19 protein-coding genes and 2 pseudogenes are annotated in these 19,521 nt (G+C 34.8%); 14 read left to right on the top strand and 7 right to left on the bottom strand.

The genetic code is table 11. The annotated features are described in order from the left end of the window. Together CD127_RS10725 and CD127_RS10720 are read left to right on the top strand one after the other, a co-directional pair. Positions 1-440: pseudogene (locus CD127_RS10725) on the top strand (serine-aspartate repeat adhesin O-glycosyltransferase SdgA); the annotation flags it as partial. 44 nt (positions 441-484) lie between these two features. Next, the gene (locus tag CD127_RS10720) at positions 485-1,054 is read left to right on the top strand and encodes a glycosyltransferase (RefSeq protein ID WP_103366701.1); all 570 of its coding nucleotides are present in this window, start codon (positions 485-487) and stop codon (positions 1,052-1,054) included. 56 nt (positions 1,055-1,110) lie between these two features. Here the strand turns inward: CD127_RS10720 and sdgB are convergent, their stop codons facing one another. Beyond that, complete coding sequence (gene sdgB / locus CD127_RS10715; protein ID WP_103366700.1) at positions 1,111-2,601, bottom strand: serine-aspartate repeat adhesin O-glycosyltransferase SdgB; 1,491 nt, start codon at positions 2,599-2,601, stop codon at positions 1,111-1,113. A gap of 415 nt (positions 2,602-3,016) precedes the next feature. Between sdgB and CD127_RS10710 the strand changes: the two genes are divergently transcribed. Continuing rightward, positions 3,017-4,321 carry an MFS transporter gene (locus tag CD127_RS10710; RefSeq protein WP_103366699.1) on the top strand — a complete coding sequence of 435 codons (1,305 nt, stop codon included), beginning with the start codon at positions 3,017-3,019 and terminating at the stop codon, positions 4,319-4,321. A 130-nt stretch (positions 4,322-4,451) separates the two neighbouring features. Here CD127_RS10710 and folE2 read toward each other — a convergent pair whose 3' ends face one another. Genes folE2 through CD127_RS10695 form a run of 3 tightly spaced genes read right to left on the bottom strand, consistent with a single transcriptional unit; the run spans position 4,452 to position 6,385 of the window. After that, positions 4,452-5,330: a GTP cyclohydrolase FolE2 gene (gene folE2, locus CD127_RS10705; protein ID WP_103366698.1), complete on the bottom strand. Its 879-nt coding sequence runs from the start codon at positions 5,328-5,330 to the stop codon at positions 4,452-4,454. 13 nt (positions 5,331-5,343) lie between these two features. After that, positions 5,344-6,009, bottom strand: coding sequence for a bacillithiol biosynthesis deacetylase BshB2 (bshB2, locus tag CD127_RS10700; protein WP_103366697.1), 666 nt, complete (start codon positions 6,007-6,009; stop codon positions 5,344-5,346). A 13-nt stretch (positions 6,010-6,022) separates the two neighbouring features. Further along, a complete protein-coding gene (locus tag CD127_RS10695; RefSeq protein WP_174694744.1) occupies positions 6,023-6,385 on the bottom strand; it encodes a YojF family protein in 363 nt (120 codons plus the stop codon). Between the two features lie 274 nt (positions 6,386-6,659). On the opposite strand from CD127_RS10695, the gene hxlA reads away from it, so the two are divergent. The 7 genes and pseudogenes from hxlA to CD127_RS10660 all read left to right on the top strand — a co-directional run bounded on the left by hxlA (position 6,660) and on the right by CD127_RS10660 (position 12,704). Continuing rightward, a complete protein-coding gene (gene hxlA, locus CD127_RS10690) occupies positions 6,660-7,292 on the top strand; it encodes a 3-hexulose-6-phosphate synthase (RefSeq protein WP_103298238.1) in 633 nt (210 codons plus the stop codon). A 2-nt stretch (positions 7,293-7,294) separates the two neighbouring features. Further along, positions 7,295-7,843: a 6-phospho-3-hexuloisomerase gene (gene hxlB, locus CD127_RS10685; protein ID WP_103366705.1), complete on the top strand. Its 549-nt coding sequence runs from the start codon at positions 7,295-7,297 to the stop codon at positions 7,841-7,843. Between the two features lie 136 nt (positions 7,844-7,979). Next, complete coding sequence (locus CD127_RS10680; protein ID WP_103366696.1) at positions 7,980-9,365, top strand: AMP-binding protein; 1,386 nt, start codon at positions 7,980-7,982, stop codon at positions 9,363-9,365. Beyond that, positions 9,362-10,504, top strand: a complete 1,143-nt coding sequence (locus tag CD127_RS10675) for a thiolase family protein (protein WP_103366695.1) — start codon at positions 9,362-9,364, stop codon at positions 10,502-10,504. The genes CD127_RS10680 and CD127_RS10675 overlap by 4 nt, the downstream gene beginning before the upstream one ends. After that, positions 10,476-10,844 (top strand): protein VraC, encoded by a 369-nt coding sequence (locus tag CD127_RS10670; RefSeq protein ID WP_103366694.1) that lies wholly within the window; start codon positions 10,476-10,478, stop codon positions 10,842-10,844. Before CD127_RS10675 ends, CD127_RS10670 begins: the two co-directional genes overlap by 29 nt. Next, positions 10,845-11,105: a hypothetical protein gene (locus tag CD127_RS10665; RefSeq protein WP_103366693.1), complete on the top strand. Its 261-nt coding sequence runs from the start codon at positions 10,845-10,847 to the stop codon at positions 11,103-11,105. A gap of 193 nt (positions 11,106-11,298) precedes the next feature. Then, positions 11,299-12,704, top strand: a pseudogene (locus CD127_RS10660) (MFS transporter). A gap of 665 nt (positions 12,705-13,369) precedes the next feature. Here the strand turns inward: CD127_RS10660 and vraX are convergent. The 3 genes from vraX to thiD all read right to left on the bottom strand — a co-directional run bounded on the left by vraX (position 13,370) and on the right by thiD (position 16,306). Continuing rightward, positions 13,370-13,540: a C1q-binding complement inhibitor VraX gene (vraX, locus tag CD127_RS12705; RefSeq protein ID WP_046309718.1), complete on the bottom strand. Its 171-nt coding sequence runs from the start codon at positions 13,538-13,540 to the stop codon at positions 13,370-13,372. Positions 13,541-13,763: 223 nt separating this feature from the next. Beyond that, positions 13,764-14,915, bottom strand: a complete 1,152-nt coding sequence (locus CD127_RS10655; protein WP_103366692.1) for an FAD-dependent oxidoreductase — start codon at positions 14,913-14,915, stop codon at positions 13,764-13,766. A 560-nt stretch (positions 14,916-15,475) separates the two neighbouring features. Then, entirely contained in the window at positions 15,476-16,306 is an 831-nt protein-coding gene (thiD, locus tag CD127_RS10650) for a bifunctional hydroxymethylpyrimidine kinase/phosphomethylpyrimidine kinase (RefSeq protein ID WP_103297397.1), read from the bottom strand. A 152-nt stretch (positions 16,307-16,458) separates the two neighbouring features. Between thiD and CD127_RS10645 the strand changes: the two genes are divergently transcribed. The 4 genes from CD127_RS10645 (at position 16,459) to CD127_RS10630 (ending at position 19,474) form a co-directional block, all read left to right on the top strand. After that, entirely contained in the window at positions 16,459-17,115 is a 657-nt protein-coding gene (locus CD127_RS10645; protein ID WP_103297396.1) for a uracil-DNA glycosylase, read from the top strand. A 3-nt stretch (positions 17,116-17,118) separates the two neighbouring features. Next, positions 17,119-17,520 (top strand): DUF5327 family protein, encoded by a 402-nt coding sequence (locus tag CD127_RS10640; RefSeq protein ID WP_103366691.1) that lies wholly within the window; start codon positions 17,119-17,121, stop codon positions 17,518-17,520. A 27-nt stretch (positions 17,521-17,547) separates the two neighbouring features. Beyond that, a complete protein-coding gene (locus tag CD127_RS10635) occupies positions 17,548-17,916 on the top strand; it encodes a DUF423 domain-containing protein (RefSeq protein ID WP_167409922.1) in 369 nt (122 codons plus the stop codon). 79 nt (positions 17,917-17,995) lie between these two features. Further along, positions 17,996-19,474 (top strand): APC family permease, encoded by a 1,479-nt coding sequence (locus tag CD127_RS10630; RefSeq protein ID WP_103297393.1) that lies wholly within the window; start codon positions 17,996-17,998, stop codon positions 19,472-19,474. Positions 19,475-19,521 lie beyond the last annotated feature (47 nt).

Raw genomic sequence — 19,521 nt, 5'->3', positions numbered from 1 at the left:
ATACTAGGGGGTTTTTAAACTGTACATGTATTTTAGATGTGAATCAAAAAGTTGTAATGGAAAATTATCATGCCCCTAATGGTATTATTAAAATACAAAAATTTTATGATACAAATTCTGAAAGTAATGAATTAAGCAAAATTATTGTTAAGAAAGAAGATAAAGATTTGTTATTCAATAATGAAAATGAATTGAAGAAATTTTTCTTTAAAGATTTATATGAAAAAGGAGACATTTATTATATTGATAGACCGCATGAACATGGTGGTATTGTTAATGAAATGAATGCAAAAATGCCTTTTGTAGCAATTTTGCATAGCACACATTCCTATCAAGGAAAGGTTAAATCCATTTATACAAATGTCTTAAACTATATAGATAATTATGAAGCAATTATTGTCTCTACAGCTAAACAAAAAAAGATATATCTCAACTATTAAATTATCAAATTCCTGTATACAATATAAGTGTCGGATATATAGATATGACATATGCCAATATAGACAATAAAAATTTCCAAAACAAAAAATTAATCTCAATTTCAAGATTAGTGCCTGATAAACAAGTAGAACATCAAATTAGAATTATAAGTGAGGTTAAAAAGGCCATCCCTAATGTGACTCTAGACATATATGGACATGGTGGTCAAATAAATGACTTAAATGAAATAATACAAAAATATAAATTAGAAAATAATGTTACATTACATGGATTTTCTAATGATGTAGAGAGACAACTTGAATCTGCCAATTTAAAGGTTTTTACTAGCAAGAAAGAAGGATTTGCTCTAGCTATACTTGAATCTTTAGCAAAAGGAACACCAGTGATTTGTTACGATGTAGATTATGGTCCGAGTGAGATGATAGAGAATGGTGTTAACGGTTATTTAATTGAATCTGGTAATGAAACGATGATGGCTCAGACAATAATTAAAATATTACAAGATGAGGAACTGTTGAAAACATTATCGGAAAATAGCATTAAATCAACTGAGAAATATCTAGGCCATAGTATATTTTTAAAATGGGAACAATTAATTAATACAATTAATTAGTAAAAACAGACTCCTTTTTCCATTGAAGGGAGTCTGTTTTAATATTAATTAAGTGTTTAGGTATTTAAAAATCTTAATGTGTTATCCCATTTTTCAATAATATTTTCTTTTGAGTATTGTTGAGCTAACGATATACTCTTTTGAGAAAATTTTTGCTGAATTTGAGGATTGTTTAAGAGGTATCTAACTTTTTCTGTTAGTTTGTTTTCATCATTTTTAGTGATTAGATAACCATTAACTTGGTCTTTAACTAGTTCATTAGGACCATACTTAATATCATAACTCACAATAGGCACGCCATATGATTGACATTCTAATAAAGCTAAAGAAAATCCTTCCATATTGCTTGTAATGATACCTAAATAAGCATCTTCATATTCTTTTGATAAATCAGTAACAAATCCTCGTAAAAATACATTTTCTTCTAAATGCTTTTCTTTAATAAGATGTTTTAATTTATCATATTCAGAGCCGAATCCGTATAAATGTAATTGTATTTCTGGAAATTCAGCTTTTAATGAATCAATAAGCTTAATTTGTTGATGAAGTTGTTTTTCTGGTGAATATCTTGCGACAGAAATCAATTTTTTTGGTGGGGTTTTCTTTGAATCATTAATCTTGTGATCTTCTGAAAAGCCTACAGGGATATTAATCACTGGTATTTGATTATTAATACGTTGTGAGACGTCAACTTTTTGAGAATGGGTAGATACAATGATAGCTTTGAATCGATTTAAATTGTTGAAAAGTTCTTTATATACATTTTTATAATTTGATGTTGCAACTTTATCAATATTTTTAACATGAGTACTATGTAAAACAGCTATGACTGGAATATTTGGATTAGTTATATTAAAAGCAGGTGATGTGTGTATATTCTTATCGCTAAAAAATAGATCGCCATATTGATAAATAGATTCAAAAAAATACGCTTGAAGTGAGGTTTCATCATTGAAAAATCTTTGTTTGTTAGCATAATTTAAAATAATTCTTTCAACATCATTAGTTTCAATATTAAAAAATTTTTCAATAACAATTTCACCTTTAATATTGAAGTATTGTTCAGTTAAGACAGCTTGGTTTGTTGTAAGAATACGAGAACAACTTAAAAAGCCACGAACATCATAAAACTCTCTTTTAATTTTTCTTCTATTTATATCAAAATAGTTTATATAATCTAGTTGCTTACGTTGTGAATCGAAGAATCTCACATACATTAAGAATATACCATTTTTATCATAAACGCGAATGTCTTTTGAATTTGGCACGTACTTAACAGTATAATTACATTCGTGTTCCCAATAAGTAATATAATCAATATGCTCCACTTTTACAGTACTAATTGTTTCTTGAAAATAATCATACATATTGATATAGTCTTGTTTTTCCATGAATTGAGCCGAAAACTTTGAAATAAATCTATTCCATGATAAAAATAAACACTTCGCTTTTTTGCCACTTTCCTTAAATAGTTTTAGTCTGTTGATCATAGCCTTCTCAATGCCAGTAATACTACTACCTAAATTATAGCCTACAAAATAATACATACATTACCTCATAATAAATATAGAATTTACATAAGTATAACATATCAATTTGAATTAATTATATTTATATTGAGAAAAAAGAATAATAATAATTATAGATTTATTAAGTTATCATTTTTATCAAAAGTAAATTGGCTTTTAACATTTAATCTATTAGTTCTAAAAAATGGTTAAAACGTTTTTAATATTTACAAAAGTTGTATTTAAATAGGAATCGTATTCTTCTAATGTAGTAGCTTTACTCTCTTCCATAGATAAATATAATAAAACATTACATAAAATAAACAAATTCATTTAAATATTACCAAAATATATAAATAGGCATAAATAATAATATTTAATTATGATAACGCTTACACAAAGTGTGCTAAACTTAAATAGTAAAGTAACTTGGTGACAAAGGGTGGGGATTTATATGAAGAAATATCGTTACTTTATTATTGCGATGATTATTGTAATGACGATGATCAATTATATCGATAGAGGGGCCATTTCCTATGCACAGAAAGATATCATCAGTGAATATGGCTTTGATACTATCGCCTGGGGCAAGATTTTAGGATATTTTGGTTATGGTTACATGTTTGGTTCATTAATCGGAGGATTAACGGCAGATAAAAGGGGTCCTAAATTTGTTTGGATTATTGCTGGAACGGCATGGTCTATTACTGAAATAGCAATGGCATTTGCTGGAGAACTTGGTATGGCATTATTTGGTGGGTCAGCGATTATTGGTTTCGGTCTATTACGTGTATTATTTGGCGTGGCAGAAGGTCCGGTCTTTTCAATTATTAGTAAGACTAATGCTAACTGGGCAGCACCAAAAGAGCGTGGTTTACTATCTGCATTAGGATTAATTGGTGTGCCACTTGGCGCTTTAATTACAGCACCTATCGTTTCTGGTTTCCTTACAGTAGCAAGTTGGAGATTACTGTTTATTATTTTAGGAGCGCTGGGGTTAGTATGGGTAGTCATTTGGGCTTTTGTATTCACGGATTATCCTGAAGATAACAAACGTGTTTCACATGAGGAACTTGAAGAAATTCGTGCGACGGACCATAGTTTAAATGTTGAGAAGACGGTTTACACTGAAAATGTTAAAAATGAAAAATGGTATCATTTCTTTAAAAGTCCTACATTAGTAGGTAATATGTTTGGTTATTTTGGTTTCCAATATGTAAACTTTTTAATACTAACTTGGACGCCTAAATATTTACAAGATGAATATCATTTTGAAATTCATTCATTATGGTATTTAGGTATGGTGCCGTGGATTGGTGCTTGTTTCACAATCTATTTTGGAGGACATATCTCAGACTGGCTTCGTAAAAAAACGGGCAGTTTACGTATAGCACGTTCATACTTTGCGATAGTAGGGATGATTTGTGCGGCGATTTGTTTCTTAATCATTCCATTTACACATAGTATTGTAGCTATCATGATATTAATGATGATAGGAAATGCATTTATTTTCTTACCAAACGGTGTCTACTGGTCTGTTATTATTGATACGGCACCTAGTAAAACAGGTACATATGGTGGTATTACGCATTTCTTCGTTAATACAGCAACGGTGATTGCGCCGACATTAACAGGATATTTAGTAGCAAGTTACGGATATTCTTCTATGTTTATCTCAGCAGTAGTTGCATCACTAATCAGTATTGTAGCGATGTGCTTCGTTAAACCTGGTGAAAAGCGTATGGCGAAACATAATTAAGCTAAAGCTACGGTAAAACGACCTAACTATAATCTCATATAATTTAATTCAATATAAAATTTTACACATATTAAAAAGCAGTTGTCTCATGAACATAAATCAGAGACAACTGCTTTATTTTTCAAAACAATTATTTACGATATTTTAATTTAGCGAATGCATCGTGTTGATGAATAGATTCTTCATTACGACATTCAATGTCAAAGCCGTCAATCCAGTCAAATTCTACTAAATCTGCAGCGATTAAGCGGATTAAGTCTTCAACGAAACGTGGATTTTCATAAGCACGTTCAGTGACACGTTTTTCATCTGGACGTTTTAAAATAGGGTACAAGATTGAACTTGCGTTTGCTTCCATAGCGTCCAAGATTTTTTCTTTATAGTCATCAACGACATCACTATTTTTGTCTAAATATACTTTAACAGTGACTACGCCACGTTGGTTGTGGGCAGAATATTCACTGATTTCTTTAGAACAAGGACATAGTGTAGTGACAGTCGCTTCAATTGTAACTTCTTTGCGTGTTACGTTGTCTTTGTCAATCGCTAAACCGTACGTTACATCAGCGTTTGCTACTGCTTTAATGTTTGTCACTGGGCTATAACGGTCGAAGAACCATTTACCTGTTACATCTACGCCTGCAGAATTTTGTTTCATATTGCCTTGTAATGTACGTAGTACTTGATAAAGTGTATCGAAATTAAGTTCTAAGCCATTTGAGTAGTGTTTTTCCACACTTTCTAAAATACGGCTCATGTTAATTCCTTTTTCATCTTGGTTTAAGCTCGTTGAAAAGCTAAATTTACCCGCCGTTTGGTAACGATCAATTTTCACAGGGTAAATTAAATTTTTAATACCAACTTCTTCAATTTCAAATAAGAAGTTTTTATGCGTACTTTGTAAGTCCGTCATTTCTGTTTTAGTTGTAGGTTTTGTTCCTTCTACTGGATCAACTGAACCAAAGTGCTTCCAGCGACCTTCGCGTGTAGATAAATCAAATTCAGTCATCATTTACCTCCCCTTAAGATTCAAAATGATATGTCCAATATGGCTCAACCTCTAGGAAACTTTGAGTTTCTCCGTCTACTTCTGGACTAGCTATTTGTTTTAAGAAAGGTCCAGTTTGTGAAGCATGCGCTTCGAAAGCTTTTAATTTAAGGTCTCTATATTGGCTAATATCGTTTAATATATCTGGTTCACCTAATTTTTCAGGTGCATCATTGCTAAATGCAACGAGTTGTAAGCGTGGACGTTCTTCTTTCGGCATGCGACCTACTGTTCTAACTACAGCTTCTGCTGTCGCTTCATGGTCAGGATGCACTGCAAATTTAGGATAGAATGAAATAATTACTGAAGGATTCGTTTCTTCAATTAAATTCTTCACCATATCATCCATCTGCTCATGCGGTTCGAATTCTACGGTTTTATCACGTAACCCCATCTTGCGTAAATCAGTGATACCGATCACTTTCGCCGCTTCTTCTAATTCACGTTCGCGAATATTGGGTAATGATTCTCTTGTTGCAAAAGGGGGATTCCCTAAGTTACGTCCCATTTGCCCCAATGTTAAACAAGCGTAAGTTACTGGTACGCCATTCTCGATATAGCTTGCAATGGTGCCTGCCGATGAGAAGGTCTCATCATCAGGATGTGGAAATATCACTAATACATGTCTTTCATCTTTCATGAATAAGCCTCCTCTATATTGTAAATGGCTTTTCACTAATTTCGAGTGTAGCAGCCAATTGTCCTTCGTAATTAAACCCTGCAATTAAAAATTCATCGTTGTCGTTAATTTCGTAATGTGTCAATCCTTGAACATACACCCAACCGCCATCACGTAGCTTTAACCCAACACGATAAGGGTCTTTCTCTCCGCCTTTAAGTTGTGCATGTTCGTAAGTGACTTGTATATTTCTTAAAAATGTCCCCGCATTAAAGACACGTTGATCGAAATGGTTAGCATATGCACCATTAGTCGTTTCAACGTGTAGGAATACTGGTTTATTTTCAAATGATGTTAATAGTCGTTGTACTTCTTCAGCATTAATGAGTTCCAACACTTTCACTCCTTGCAACCATACAATGTGTTTATCTATTTATTTTACTAAAAAGATAGGAGTAATTGTATATCTCTGCTCAATTTATTTAGAAAAAATGGTATTAATACTACATTTGAGTTGATTTACAATCTTTATTTTCAAAAAAAGGGATATTAGAACATTGAAAAATATTCTATCGTTTAAAAAAATCTTAGATGGGTAAATAACCAAATGTGAAAGATAAAAACGCGAACTAAAGTGAATGAAATACTTTAGTAATGAAAGGATGTTTGCATTGGAATTACAATTAGCAATCGATTTATTAAATAAAGAAGAAGCAGCAGAATTAGCTAAAAAAGTAGAGGAATATGTAGATATCGTAGAAATTGGTACACCAATCGTAATCAATGAAGGTTTACCAGCAGTTCAACATTTAAATGAAAATATTAATAACGCAAAAGTATTAGCTGACCTTAAAATTATGGACGCAGCAGACTACGAAGTTAGCCAAGCAATCAAATTTGGCGCTGACGTTGTAACAATCTTAGGTGTTGCTGAAGATGCTTCAATCAAAGCAGCAGTTGAAGAAGCGCATAAACATGACAAACAATTATTAGTTGATATGATTGCAGTTCAAGATTTAGAAAAACGTGCGAAAGAATTAGATGAAATGGGTGCTGACTATATCGCAGTACACACTGGTTATGACTTACAAGCTGAAGGACAATCTCCATTAGAAAGCTTACGTACAGTGAAATCAGTTATTAAAAACTCTAAAGTTGCTGTAGCTGGTGGTATTAAACCAGAAACTATTAAAGACATCGTAGCTGAAGAACCTGACTTAGTAATCGTAGGTGGCGGTATCGCTAACGCAGATGACCCTGTAGAAGCGGCTAAACAATGTCGTGAAGCGATTGAAGGTAAGTAATGATGTCTCAATTTACTAATTATCGCCTTATTCTTGAGGAATTAGAGCGTACGTTATCTCACGTACAAGATGAAGAGTATGACCGCTTTGCCAATGATGTGAACAGTGCGCAACGCATTTTCACAGCTGGTAAAGGTCGTTCAGGGTTTATCGCTAATAGCTTTGCTATGCGTTTAAATCAATTAGGTAAAGAAGCATTTGTTGTAGGGGAATCTACAACGCCATCTATTAAAGAACATGATTTATTCATTATCTTATCAGGTTCAGGTTCAACTGAGCATTTACGCTTATTAGCTGATAAAGCTAAATCAGTAGGAGCTAGAGTAGTGTTATTAACAACAAAACCGGAATCTCCTATCGGTGAATTAGCTGAAACTGTAATTGAACTTCCTGCTGGTACGAAACATGATGCGGAAGGTTCTGAACAACCATTAGGTAGTTTATTTGAACAAGCGTCATTATTATTCTTAGATAGTGTCGTACTAGGTTTAATGGGTACGTTCAATATAGATGAAGAAACAATGCAACAAAATCATGCGAACTTAGAATAGATAATTGAAATTTCATCCAGCCATTCCTACAGCTTTTAGGGAAGGCTGGATTTTTATTATTTATTTTATAAATGAATTATGTTGAATTAAATGTTAACATTATATTTAAATTAGTTAACATTAAGAGGTTAGAATCATGTTAGAGATTGTGAAGAAATTACAAATTTACTCAGAAGAACAGCCAAACGTTATTGCACTACAATTTGATGATGAGCAGATAACCTATGCCGAATTCTATAAAGCTATTAAAGATGCACTAGACAACTTTCAAGAGATTTCATCTGGTACGCGAGTGGGGTTATTGAGTGACTCGCCATTGATGAATATGATTCATTATTTTGCTGTGTTGATGCAAGAGGCGGTGCCGTGTTTTTTAGATGCGAGTTGGCCGACATCAACGATTGATCAACTTGTTGACACTTACAATATTCAATATATTGTTAACGGTGAGACACAGTTATTTAAAACACAGTCGCTGAATTTGGAAGGATCATTCTTTGAAGAACAGTCGCAAGTGGATGACTTATTACATATTGGTTTTACTTCAGGCACGACGGGGCTTCCTAAGGCATATTATCGTAACGAACCATCGTGGCTTGCCTCTTATATTGAAAATGAAAAGCTATTACATCACAACGAATCTATCTTCATCGCGCCGGGTCCACTGGCACATTCTTTGTCATTGTACACTTGCATTTATGCTTTATGGTCAGGAAGAACATTCATCGGCCAACAACACTTTGATGCCCAACAATTAATGCAACATATCCAACAACAAACACAATCGATAGCGTTGTTTCTCGTTCCAACAATGTTGTCGCAACTCGTTCATATACCAAGTGAAACGAAGATGCTTACGTCTATATTAAGTAGTGGAGCTAAACTTTCACCTCAATTATTTCAAGATGTCACTACTACATTTTCACGAGCGAATATCATAGAGTTTTTTGGTACTTCTGAAGCGAGTTTTATTAGTTATAACTTTAATCAAACGGCACCTATAGACTCAGTTGGCCAACTGTTCCCTAATGTATCGTATCAATTAGAAGAACAAGATAGTGATCAAATCGGCCTCTTGCATGTTAAAAGCAATATGACGTTTTCAGGTTATGTGAACCGTAAAGTGATTCAACCAGAAAGTTGGATAGAGACAGGCGATTACGCCTACGTAAAAGATCAAAAACTTTATTTAGTGAGTCGCAAAAGTGAGCGACTTATTATAGGTGGTAAGAATGTTTACCCGATTGCCGTGGAACAACGTGTAAAGCAGTTGGATGGCATTGACGAAGCAGTGATGATTGGGAAACCGCATACTCGCTTCGGTGAAATTGCAGTGCTTATTTATATGGGGCATCGCGAACTTGATTATTTGAGTTTAAGACGCTATTTATTACAAACATTGTCGCGATATGAGGTGCCTTCAAAGCTTTTGAAAGTAAGTACGATGCCTTTTACCAATAGTGGTAAAGTGGCGCGTGGCACATTGCGAGAGCTTTATTTAAAGGGGGAGATAGAAATATGAAAGAAGCGGTCATAGTGTGGGCTAAAAGGACACCGTTTGGTAAGTACGGTGGGGCGCTAAGACATTTAGAACCTGAGCAATTATTATTACCCCTTTTTCAAAAAATAAAAAATGAATTTCCTGAGGTTATGGAGCAAATAGAGGATGTCATATTAGGAAATGTTGTGGGGAATGGAGGTAATATTGCGCGTAAGGCGTTGTTGGAAGCAGGGCTGTCTAATGAGGTGCCGGGTTTAACGGTGGATCGGCAGTGTGGTTCGGGTCTGGAAAGCATTATATATGCGTGTCGGATGGTGCAGTGTGGTGCGGGGCGTGTGTATGTGGCAGGTGGCGTCGAGAGTACGAGTCGGGCGCCGTGGAAGATTAAGCGTCCGCAGTCGGTTTATGAGACGCAGTTGCCGCAATTTTATGAGCGTGCGTCGTTTGCGCCAGAAGGTCAGGATCCGAGCATGATTGAAGCGGCTGAGAACGTGGCGAAGCACTATCGTGTGTCGCGAGAGGACCAAGATGCGTTTGCGATTCGAAGTCATCAGTTAGCGGCGAAGCACTTTGATGATGGCAATATTCAGCGTGAGATTGTGCCGTTAAAGGTGAAAGGGCAATATTTTGAGCGAGACGAGAGCATTAAGTCGACATTGACGGAGGCACGTTTAAATCGACTACGTCCTTTATTGGCTGGTGGAACAGTGACAGCGGGTAATAGTTGCATGAAGAATGATGGGGCGGGCCTAGTGCTTGTCATGGAGAAGGATCTGGCGATAGAACATGGCTTCACGCAAGGATTAACATTTAGAGATGCGGTCACAACGGGAGTAGATCCAATGTTGTTAGGCATCGGCCCAGTGCCCGCAGTGAAACGTTTATTGGAGCGACAGGCGTTACAAATCGAGGATATAGATGCGGTGGAATTAAATGAGGCATTTAGCTCGCAAGTGCTAGCTTCAATAAATGAGTTGCATCTAAATATAGCGCGCGTGAATCAATGGGGTGGCGCTATTGCATCAGGCCATCCTTATGGAGCTAGTGGCGCAGCGTTAGTAGCACGTTTGTTCAATTTAACTACGTGGCGACTAGGCATTGCGACGATGGGTATTGGAGGAGGTATGGGTAATGCAATTCTCTTTGAAAAGTGGCACTAGTGAAACCCGTCATGTCGCCTTTCATGAAGAAGATGTGCGACATTATTGTGATTTGATAGGGCGCATCTATGATGGCACTGTGCCACCATTAATGTGTGCGAAACTTTGGCCAGAATTTAATCTTTTTCAATCATTTACGGGGAAAAAGATAATGTTAAAGCGTACCCGAGTAAATCAGTATGAAAAGTTGGAATGCAACATACAGTATTGTGTATATTTAACGCATAAACGCACTAATAAGGTAAAGCAATTTGACCAATATATTTTTGAATTGAAAATAAATAAAAATAACAAAACTTGTATTATTATTGAACAAACGTTCATTAAGGAGAGAGAGTGAATGAAGTTTAGTCAATCACAAGTTGACCAATATTTAACTATTGTTAATGATCAAAATCCATTTCATAATACTATCGTTCCTGGACAACTTGTCATAGATTATGTGATGAATGTATATGGAATTGAGTGGCAGAGTTATAAAGTTAAATACCTTCAAACCATTGGTGTTGATGAGGTTGTAGACGTTTTAGTAAAGTCGGAAAATGAAATTGTGGTTTGTTCTGAAGAAAATGGGGTAAAACTAGTTATAATTGAGAATTGATAAAAAAATTATTTCTTAATTATAACTTTTTTTATTTTGGAATTTAATCTGAAAGCGTATTCGTTTAATTATTGTTAAATTCTGTCAATTGAATAAAATTGTATTTCTTAATTTAAATTAATTTTAATAAGTTTGACAACATGCATTAGTTCTGTATAATTATGTAACATAAATAGAAGGAGTGTTACAGGTCATGAACTTTAAGAAAGATAAAATTAACATGGTCGATGCTCAAACAGCGAAGAAAACAGTATTTGCTACGGGTATCGGTAATGCCATGGAGTGGTTCGACTTTGGTGTGTACGCTTATACGACAGCATATATCGGAGCGAATTTCTTTTCACCAGTTCAGAACCCTCAAATTCAACAAATATTTACATTTGCTGCTTTAGCCATTGCGTTCTTACTTAGACCAATTGGCGGAATAGTATTTGGTATTATTGGGGATAAATACGGACGTAAAGTTGTATTAACAACGACAATTATCTTATGGCCTTATCAACATTGACAATCGGTATCTTACCGAACTACGACATGATCGGCTTATGGGCACCCGCACTCTTGTTACTCGCTAGGGTCTTACAAGGTTTCTCAACTGGTGGAGAATATGCAGGTGCAATGACATATATTGCAGAAATTTCACCAGATAAAAAACGTAATAGATTAGGTAGTGGTCTTGAAATTGGTACACTATCTGGTTACATTGCAGCCTCAATTATGATTGCATTATTAAGTTTCTTCTTATCAGATGCGCAAATGCAAGCTTGGGGTTGGAGAATTCCATTTATTCTAGGTTTATTCCTTGGTTTATTTGGTCTTTATTTACGTCGTAAACTTGAAGAATCTCCAGTTTATGAAAATGATGTTCAAACACCAGAACGTGATAATGTTGGTTTCTTTACTATTTTACGTTATCACTTTAAAGACATCTTAGTATGTTTCGTAGCTGTTGTATTCTTTAATGTAACAAACTATACAGTAACAGCTTATTTACCTACTTATTTAGGTCAAATCGTTAAGATTGATGAAACAACTACAAGTGTTTTAATTACTTGTGTTATGGCTGTTATGATTCCATTAGCTTTATTCTTTGGTAAAATGGCAGATAAAATTGGTGAGAAGAAAGTATTCTTAATCGGTACAGGTGGTCTTACTTTATTAAGTATTGTGGCATTTAGTTTAATTCATACTAAAGCATTACCACTTATTATCTTAGGTGTATTTATTTTAGGTTTCTTCTTATCAACATACGAAGCAACAATGCCTGGTTCATTACCAACAATGTTCTTTACACATATTAGATATCGTACATTAGCGGTAACATTTAACGTGTCTGTATCATTATTTGGAGGTACAACACCATTAATTAACTCTTGGTTAGTAGAATCAACTGGTAATGTTTATGCGCCAGCTTACTACTTAACTGCCATTAGTTTAATCGGCTTTATCGTGATTGCGGCACTTCATACAAGTACTGCAGGTAAATCACTTAAAGGTTCTTACCCTAATGTTGATAATAAGAAAGATCTTCATTACTTTGAAGAGCATCCTAAAAAAGCATTATGGTGGATTAAAGAGAAGAAAAATAGAAAAGCATAATATAACTTTTATACGCATTGTTGAGAGCAACCTCATCAATGCGTTTTTTTATTTTGGGGAAAATGAAAAGAAATTCTTAGATGAACATTTACTCATTTTTGTTGCGACGCTTTCTTGCGGGAAAGGCTCAAGCCTGTAGTCTTGAGACTCTTTCTTTTCCGCCAAGAGTCGCGCAACAACACTCGTAGTTCATCTCTTGAATTTCTTACCTAAATACTAAAGCACTTAGGTTCATTATTATTTAGCATAGGAATATCACAACTACGTTTCGTTATCTATCTTAGAATATCTTACGTAAGCGAGTGAACACATATGTTTCATTATCCATTTTAGAACTGCTTACTAAGTGTGTAAGCACTTGAGTTCATTAATTTACTTTATTATTTTTTGACATTTCGACTATTTTAAATTGTTGTAGCACAAATATGTATAAACAAAAATAGCGTCGATGTTAGCTGGGCTTAAAGGTACTCTCTAAGCTTTCAAAGTGGGACATCTTTGGCTAACATTGACGCTATATTGAATAAGGTGAGTTTAGGAATGATTTATGACCTTTAAAGTTACTTTATATTAGGGGGCCAAGCACTTAAAAAATCAATTTTGGGAATATACTTCTGTTTGAATTCTCATTTGGAAAAACACTTTTTATTTTTTGTGAAAATGTCTTAATAACTTAATTTCATATTATCAAGATCATTCTCTAGTAGAGAGAGCAATTTATAGATTTCATTCTTGTTAAACGTTTCATCAAATTTTACCGTAATCGTCTTGAAGGTTTTTGTAATGATTTCATACATTGGGATACCGTTTTCTATATTTTGCTTGTAGATTATCATGATGTGTGTTACCTCCTTTGTCTCTCTACACTTAATATAGTAATAGATTTTTCTACTGAAAACATGAGCCCCAAGTACCAACTTTTCATACGACGTATAACCGATATGTATCTACGACTAAATGAGTAGTTTTAAAAATACTTTATTTTGAACATAAAAAATCTCCCTATCTAGTGCTTGATAGGGAGGTTAATTAAAATTTAGAGTTTAGTATTTATGAAAATTAAAGTTCACCTTTGAATAATTTTACGAATCTGTCTGGGCTATCTTGACCTAAACAAATATCTAGAATTTCATGAGATTCTTGTTGTTCTTCTTCACTTCTAGGGAACATGCGACTTTCATATTCTTTGATTACTTCGTCGATATTATCATAATTTTTAGCAATACCTTCTGCTAATTCAGCAGCATCTAACATTGCTAAGTTAGCACCTTCACCAGATGGTGCCATTAAATGTGCAGCATCGCCAATTAATGTTACGCCTGATTTAGGTTCCCAACGATGTTTATCAGGTAAAGCGTTGATTTTACGTGCGACAATATCTGAATCTGCTTCAGTTAATAGGGCAGTAATTTCAGGTGACCAACCTTTAAATTCTGCTTTAATTGCGTCGATAGCTTCTTGTTTATTTGAAAAATCAATGCTATCAATCCATTCTAAATCGCGATTCATTTCGATATAAGTATGAATGATGTTGTTAGCTTCACGGTGAGCTACAAAGCCTTTTCCTGGAGCTAAAGCGTACATAGCACCTTGACCAACTAATTTAGCTGTTTCAGGATATTTGTTGTCTACATCATGTAAATAAGTTTCGATAAATGTTGTACCAACATAGTCTGGTGTCACATCTGTTAATAGCTTGCGTACTTTAGACCATGCGCCGTCAGCACCAATTAATTTGCTAGTAGTAACCTCGCTATCGTCTCTGAAGACAACGCGATATTGACCATTTTGAATTTCTTCTACATGATCCACTTTTTTATTCCATTCGATTGTTTCATCTGGAAGAGAATCTAATAAAATTTGACGTAAATCTCCACGTAATACTTCAGGACGTCCATTATCTTCACCAGCTGGAACATCTAATAATAACTTGCCATTTTCATCAACAATACGAGCTGCGTCAGCACCTTCATGGATAATTGAATGAAATTCATCCATTAAATTAGCTTTTTCTAAAGCGACTTGACCATTATATTCATGAATATCTAATTGACCACCTTGCGTACGTGCCTCAGGTGATGCGTCAGCTTCATATACTTTTGAAGGAATACCATTAACATATAGTACACGCGCTAACGTTAAACCGCCAATGCCCCCGCCAATAATTGTTACAGGTTCTTTTACTTCTACATCTTTATTTAATTCACTCATCATATTAACTCCTTATTTTTAAAAAGTTTTCAATACGCTCATAGTTTACGTCAAAAATATATACTTTAAACATATTTAACCCCCACTAATGGGTAGAAAATCTAAAACACTTAGGTAAATAGTTCTAAGACAACGAATGACGTTGAGTGTTGGAGATAATAAGGAGGTTAGAATCATTGATGAATTTAACTGCTTACACACTTAAGTAAGTAGTTCTAAAATAGATTACGAAGTGTAGTTGTGAAGACACCTAGTATGAATATTAAATGAATCTAAATGCTAAAGTACTTAGGTAAGAAATTCTAAAGATGGGCAACGAGTGACGTTGTGTGACGCCCGAGGGAACAGTACAAGTTGAAGACCTTAGAAATTCCCACAGATTTATCTGTGAGGCATTTCTGGCTGAAACTGTACCCTGGGCAAGCAACACAACAAAATGAGTAAATGTCCATTTAAGAATTTCTTTACAACCTAGCCCCCTTAAGAACTTCTCTATATACAAAAATAAAAAAACTGCCCGCAAAGTCATAGACTTTGAGGACAGTTAAAATATAGATTCCTTAAACTTCAGTTACTTCTACGTCGATGTGTTCAACACGGTTGTATGCACCGTGGTCTACTGGACCTACGAAATCGTTCATTTTCCAACCATTTTTAATTGCTGAAGCAACAAATGCTTTCGCACTTACAACTGCTTCTTTAGGTGATTTACCATTTGCTAAGTAAGCTGTTGTCGCAGCTGCAAATGTACAACCTGCACCATGGTTATAACTTTGTTGGAACATGTCAGTAGTTAATTGATAGTATTTATCGCCATCGAAGTATAAATCATAAGATTTATCTTGATCTAGCGCTTTACCACCTTTAATGATGACATGTTTTGCACCTTGATCGTAGATAACTTTAGCTGCTTTTTTCATATCTTCGATTGAAGTTAATTTTCCTAAACCAGAAAGTTGACCAGCTTCAAATAAGTTTGGTGTAACTACTGTTGCTTTAGGTAATAAATATTCGATCATAGCATCAGTATTTCCTGGGTTAAGTACTTCGTCTTCCCCTTTACAAACCATTACTGGGTCAACTACGAAATATTTTGCGCCTGATTCTTCGAATGCTTCGCCAGCACGTTTAATGATTTCTTGCGTACCTAACATACCAGTTTTAACAGCATCTGGACCAATTGAGATAGCTGTTTCTAATTGTTTCTCAAATAAATCCATTGAAAGAGGTGTCACATCATGAGACCAAGTTTCTTTATCCATTGTCACGACAGCAGTTAAAGCTACCATGCCGTAAGTATCTAATTCTTGAAACGTTTTAAGGTCCGCTTGCATACCAGCTCCCGCACTAGTATCTGAACCTGCAATAGTTAAAACTTTTTTTAAAGCCATATTGATTCACTCCCGACAGTTTTCTAATCTATTACTTATCATAACATGTTTTTTACAAAGGGTACTAGCGCGAGCGTTAATACATATAATAGTAGGAAATTGATAACTGATGATATGCACATTATGTTAAAATATGGCATGAGGTGAAAGCGATGGAATGGTCAGAAATATTTCATGACATTACAGAAAGACATGATTTTAAAGCAATGCATGATTTTTTAGAAAAAGAATATACGACACAAATCGTCTATCCAGATAGAGAGAATATTTATCAAGCGTTTGATTTAACGCCATTTGAAGATATAAAGGTAGTTATTTTAGGACAAGATCCATATCATGGACCTAATCAAGCGCACGGTTTAGCGTTCTCTGTACAACCAAATGCGAAATTCCCGCCATCATTAAGAAATATGTATAAAGAATTAGAGGATGATATTGGTTGTCATAGAACATCGCCACATTTACAAGATTGGGCGCGCGAGGGTGTATTATTGTTAAATACTGTATTAACAGTACGACAAGGCGAAGCGCATTCTCATAAAAACATTGGTTGGGAAACATTTACTGATGAAGTGATTCAAGCGATTTCAGACCATCGAGAAAATGTAGTATTTATTCTGTGGGGTAAACCTGCCCAACAAAAGTTAAAATTAATTGATACTTCTAAACACCATATCATTAAATCTACGCATCCTAGTCCATTGTCAGCGCATCGTGGTTTCTTCGGTTCGAAACCATACTCACGTGCCAATGAGTTTCTAGAATCGAAAGGGAAATCTCCAATTCACTGGTGTGAAAGAGAGGAATAATAGATGGATAAAGAACAAATTATTCAATTAATCGAACGTGAACTTGTACAAGCGGATGAATCTAACAATAATCACGAATTTGAAAAGCATATGTATGCGATTCACACATTGACATCCCTGTATGCTAACCAGGAAAGTGCGCCAAGTACACGTCGCAATAAAACGCACGATTTTACTGATACAGTAACGGCGCCTTCGTTTTCAAAAAATAATAATACAATGACTAGCTCGGGAATGAGTCATTCTGCTTCATCAAGTAAGTCAACGGTTACTGCAGCGGAAATTGAAGCGATGGGTGGCAAGGTGCCAAATTCAATGAAATCGTCACAAAATAATAGTTTGCCATCGGATACAATGGTTACAGATGATGAAATCGGTAATGGCGAATCTATATTTGATTTCTAAAAGAAATAAGGAGTTTGAAGATAAATGATGAAAGTATTTATAATCTTAGGGGCTTTATGCACGATGATGTCAGTAGGTACTGGCGCATTTGGTGCACATGGCTTAGAAGGTAAACTATCAGACAAATATATGTCTGTGTGGGAAAAAGCTGTGAATTACCAAATGTATCATGGTCTTGGCTTATTAATTATTGGTGTAATCAGTGGTACTACTTCAATTAATGTTAATTGGGCTGGATGGCTTATATTCTTAGGCGTAGTCTTCTTCAGTGGTTCACTTTACATTTTAGCATTAACACAAATTCGCATATTAGGTGCTATAACACCGATTGGTGGGGTACTGTTCATTGCAGGTTGGTTAATGTTAATCATTTCTACATTTAAATTTGTAGGTTAAATTCATTTTTAAATTGAATATTCGTAGATTAAAAAACTCACTTCAAGGGTATATAGGGTACTTGAGGTGAGTTTATTTTATGGAAGATAAAAATCAAAATCAGAATATAGATAGAGGAGATTTAAAACAGAACCTCTCAGAAAAGTTTGTGTGGGCGATTGCCTATGGTTCCTGTATTGGCTGGGGCGCATTTATCTTACCAGGGGATTGGATTAAACAATCTGGCCCTATTGCAGCATCAATAGGGATTGTCATTGGTGCATTACTGATGATTTTAATCGCGGTAAGTTATGGCGCGCTAGTTGAGAAATTTCCTGTATCAGGTGGCGCATTTGCATTCAGTTACTTAAGTTTCGGAAGATATGTGAGTTTCTTCTCATCTTGGTTTTTAACATTCGGATATGTCTGTGTAGTTGCTTTAAATGCTACGGCATTTAGTTTGTTAGTAAAATTCTTATTACCTAATTTATTGAATAACGGAAAGCTTTATACAGTTGCTGGATGGGATGTTTACATCACTGAAATTATTATTGCAACAGTCTTATTACTTGTATTTATGTTTATCGCTATTCGTGGTGCAAGCGTTTCAGGATCGCTACAATATTATTTCTGTGTAGCAATGGTGATTGTAGTCTTATTAATGTTCTTTGGCTCATTCTTTGGCCATAACTTTAGTTTTAGTAATTTACAGCCATTAGCGAATCCTAAGTCCGGATGGTTTACATCTATCATTATGATTGTCGCGGTAGCACCGTGGGCTTATGTAGGTTTCGATAACATTCCTCAAACTGCAGAGGAATTTAACTTTTCACCTAATAAAACGTTTAAATTAATCGTTTATAGTTTATTAGCAGCATCATTAACATATGTAGTGATGATTCTTTATACAGGTTGGTTAAGTACTAATAATGCTAGTCTTAACGGTAATTTATGGTTAACTGGCTCTGAAACACAAACGGCCTTCGGTTACATTGGTTTAGGCGTATTAGCGATTGCGATTATTATGGGAATCTTTACAGGTTTAAATGGTTTCTTAATGAGTGCAAGTCGTCTGTTATTCTCAATGGGACGTTCAGGCATTATGCCTAAAGCATTTAGCAGATTGCACCCTAAATACAAAACACCTTATGTTGCGATTATCTTTTTAGTCGCAGTAACGCTTATCGCACCTTGGTTAGGCCGTACAGCTCTAACTTGGATTGTAGATATGTCTTCAACAGGTGTATCAATTGCTTACTTTATTACATGTTTATCTGCAGCTAAATTATTTAGCTACGATAAGAATAGTAATACGTACGGCCCTGTTTACAAGACGTTTGCAATTTTAGGTTCTATCGTATCATTCATATTCCTTCTATTATTATTAGTGCCAGGTTCACCAGCCTCACTTTCAATGCCATCATATATCGCATTAGGTGGTTGGTTAATCATTGGCTTAATCTTCTTCGTTATACGTTATCCTAAGTTGAAACGTATTGATAGTGATGAATTAAGTCGCTTGATTTTAAACCGCTCTGAAAATGAGGTCGAAGATATGATAGAAGATACAAACAAATAAATATTGTGACATTGTTAAATCACAAATAAAAAGTGCATGATGTTGAA

Source organism: Staphylococcus petrasii (genome assembly GCF_002902565.1).
Taxonomy (GTDB): Bacteria; Bacillota; Bacilli; order Staphylococcales; family Staphylococcaceae; genus Staphylococcus; species Staphylococcus petrasii.
This window is presented reverse-complemented; position numbering and strand designations above follow the sequence as displayed.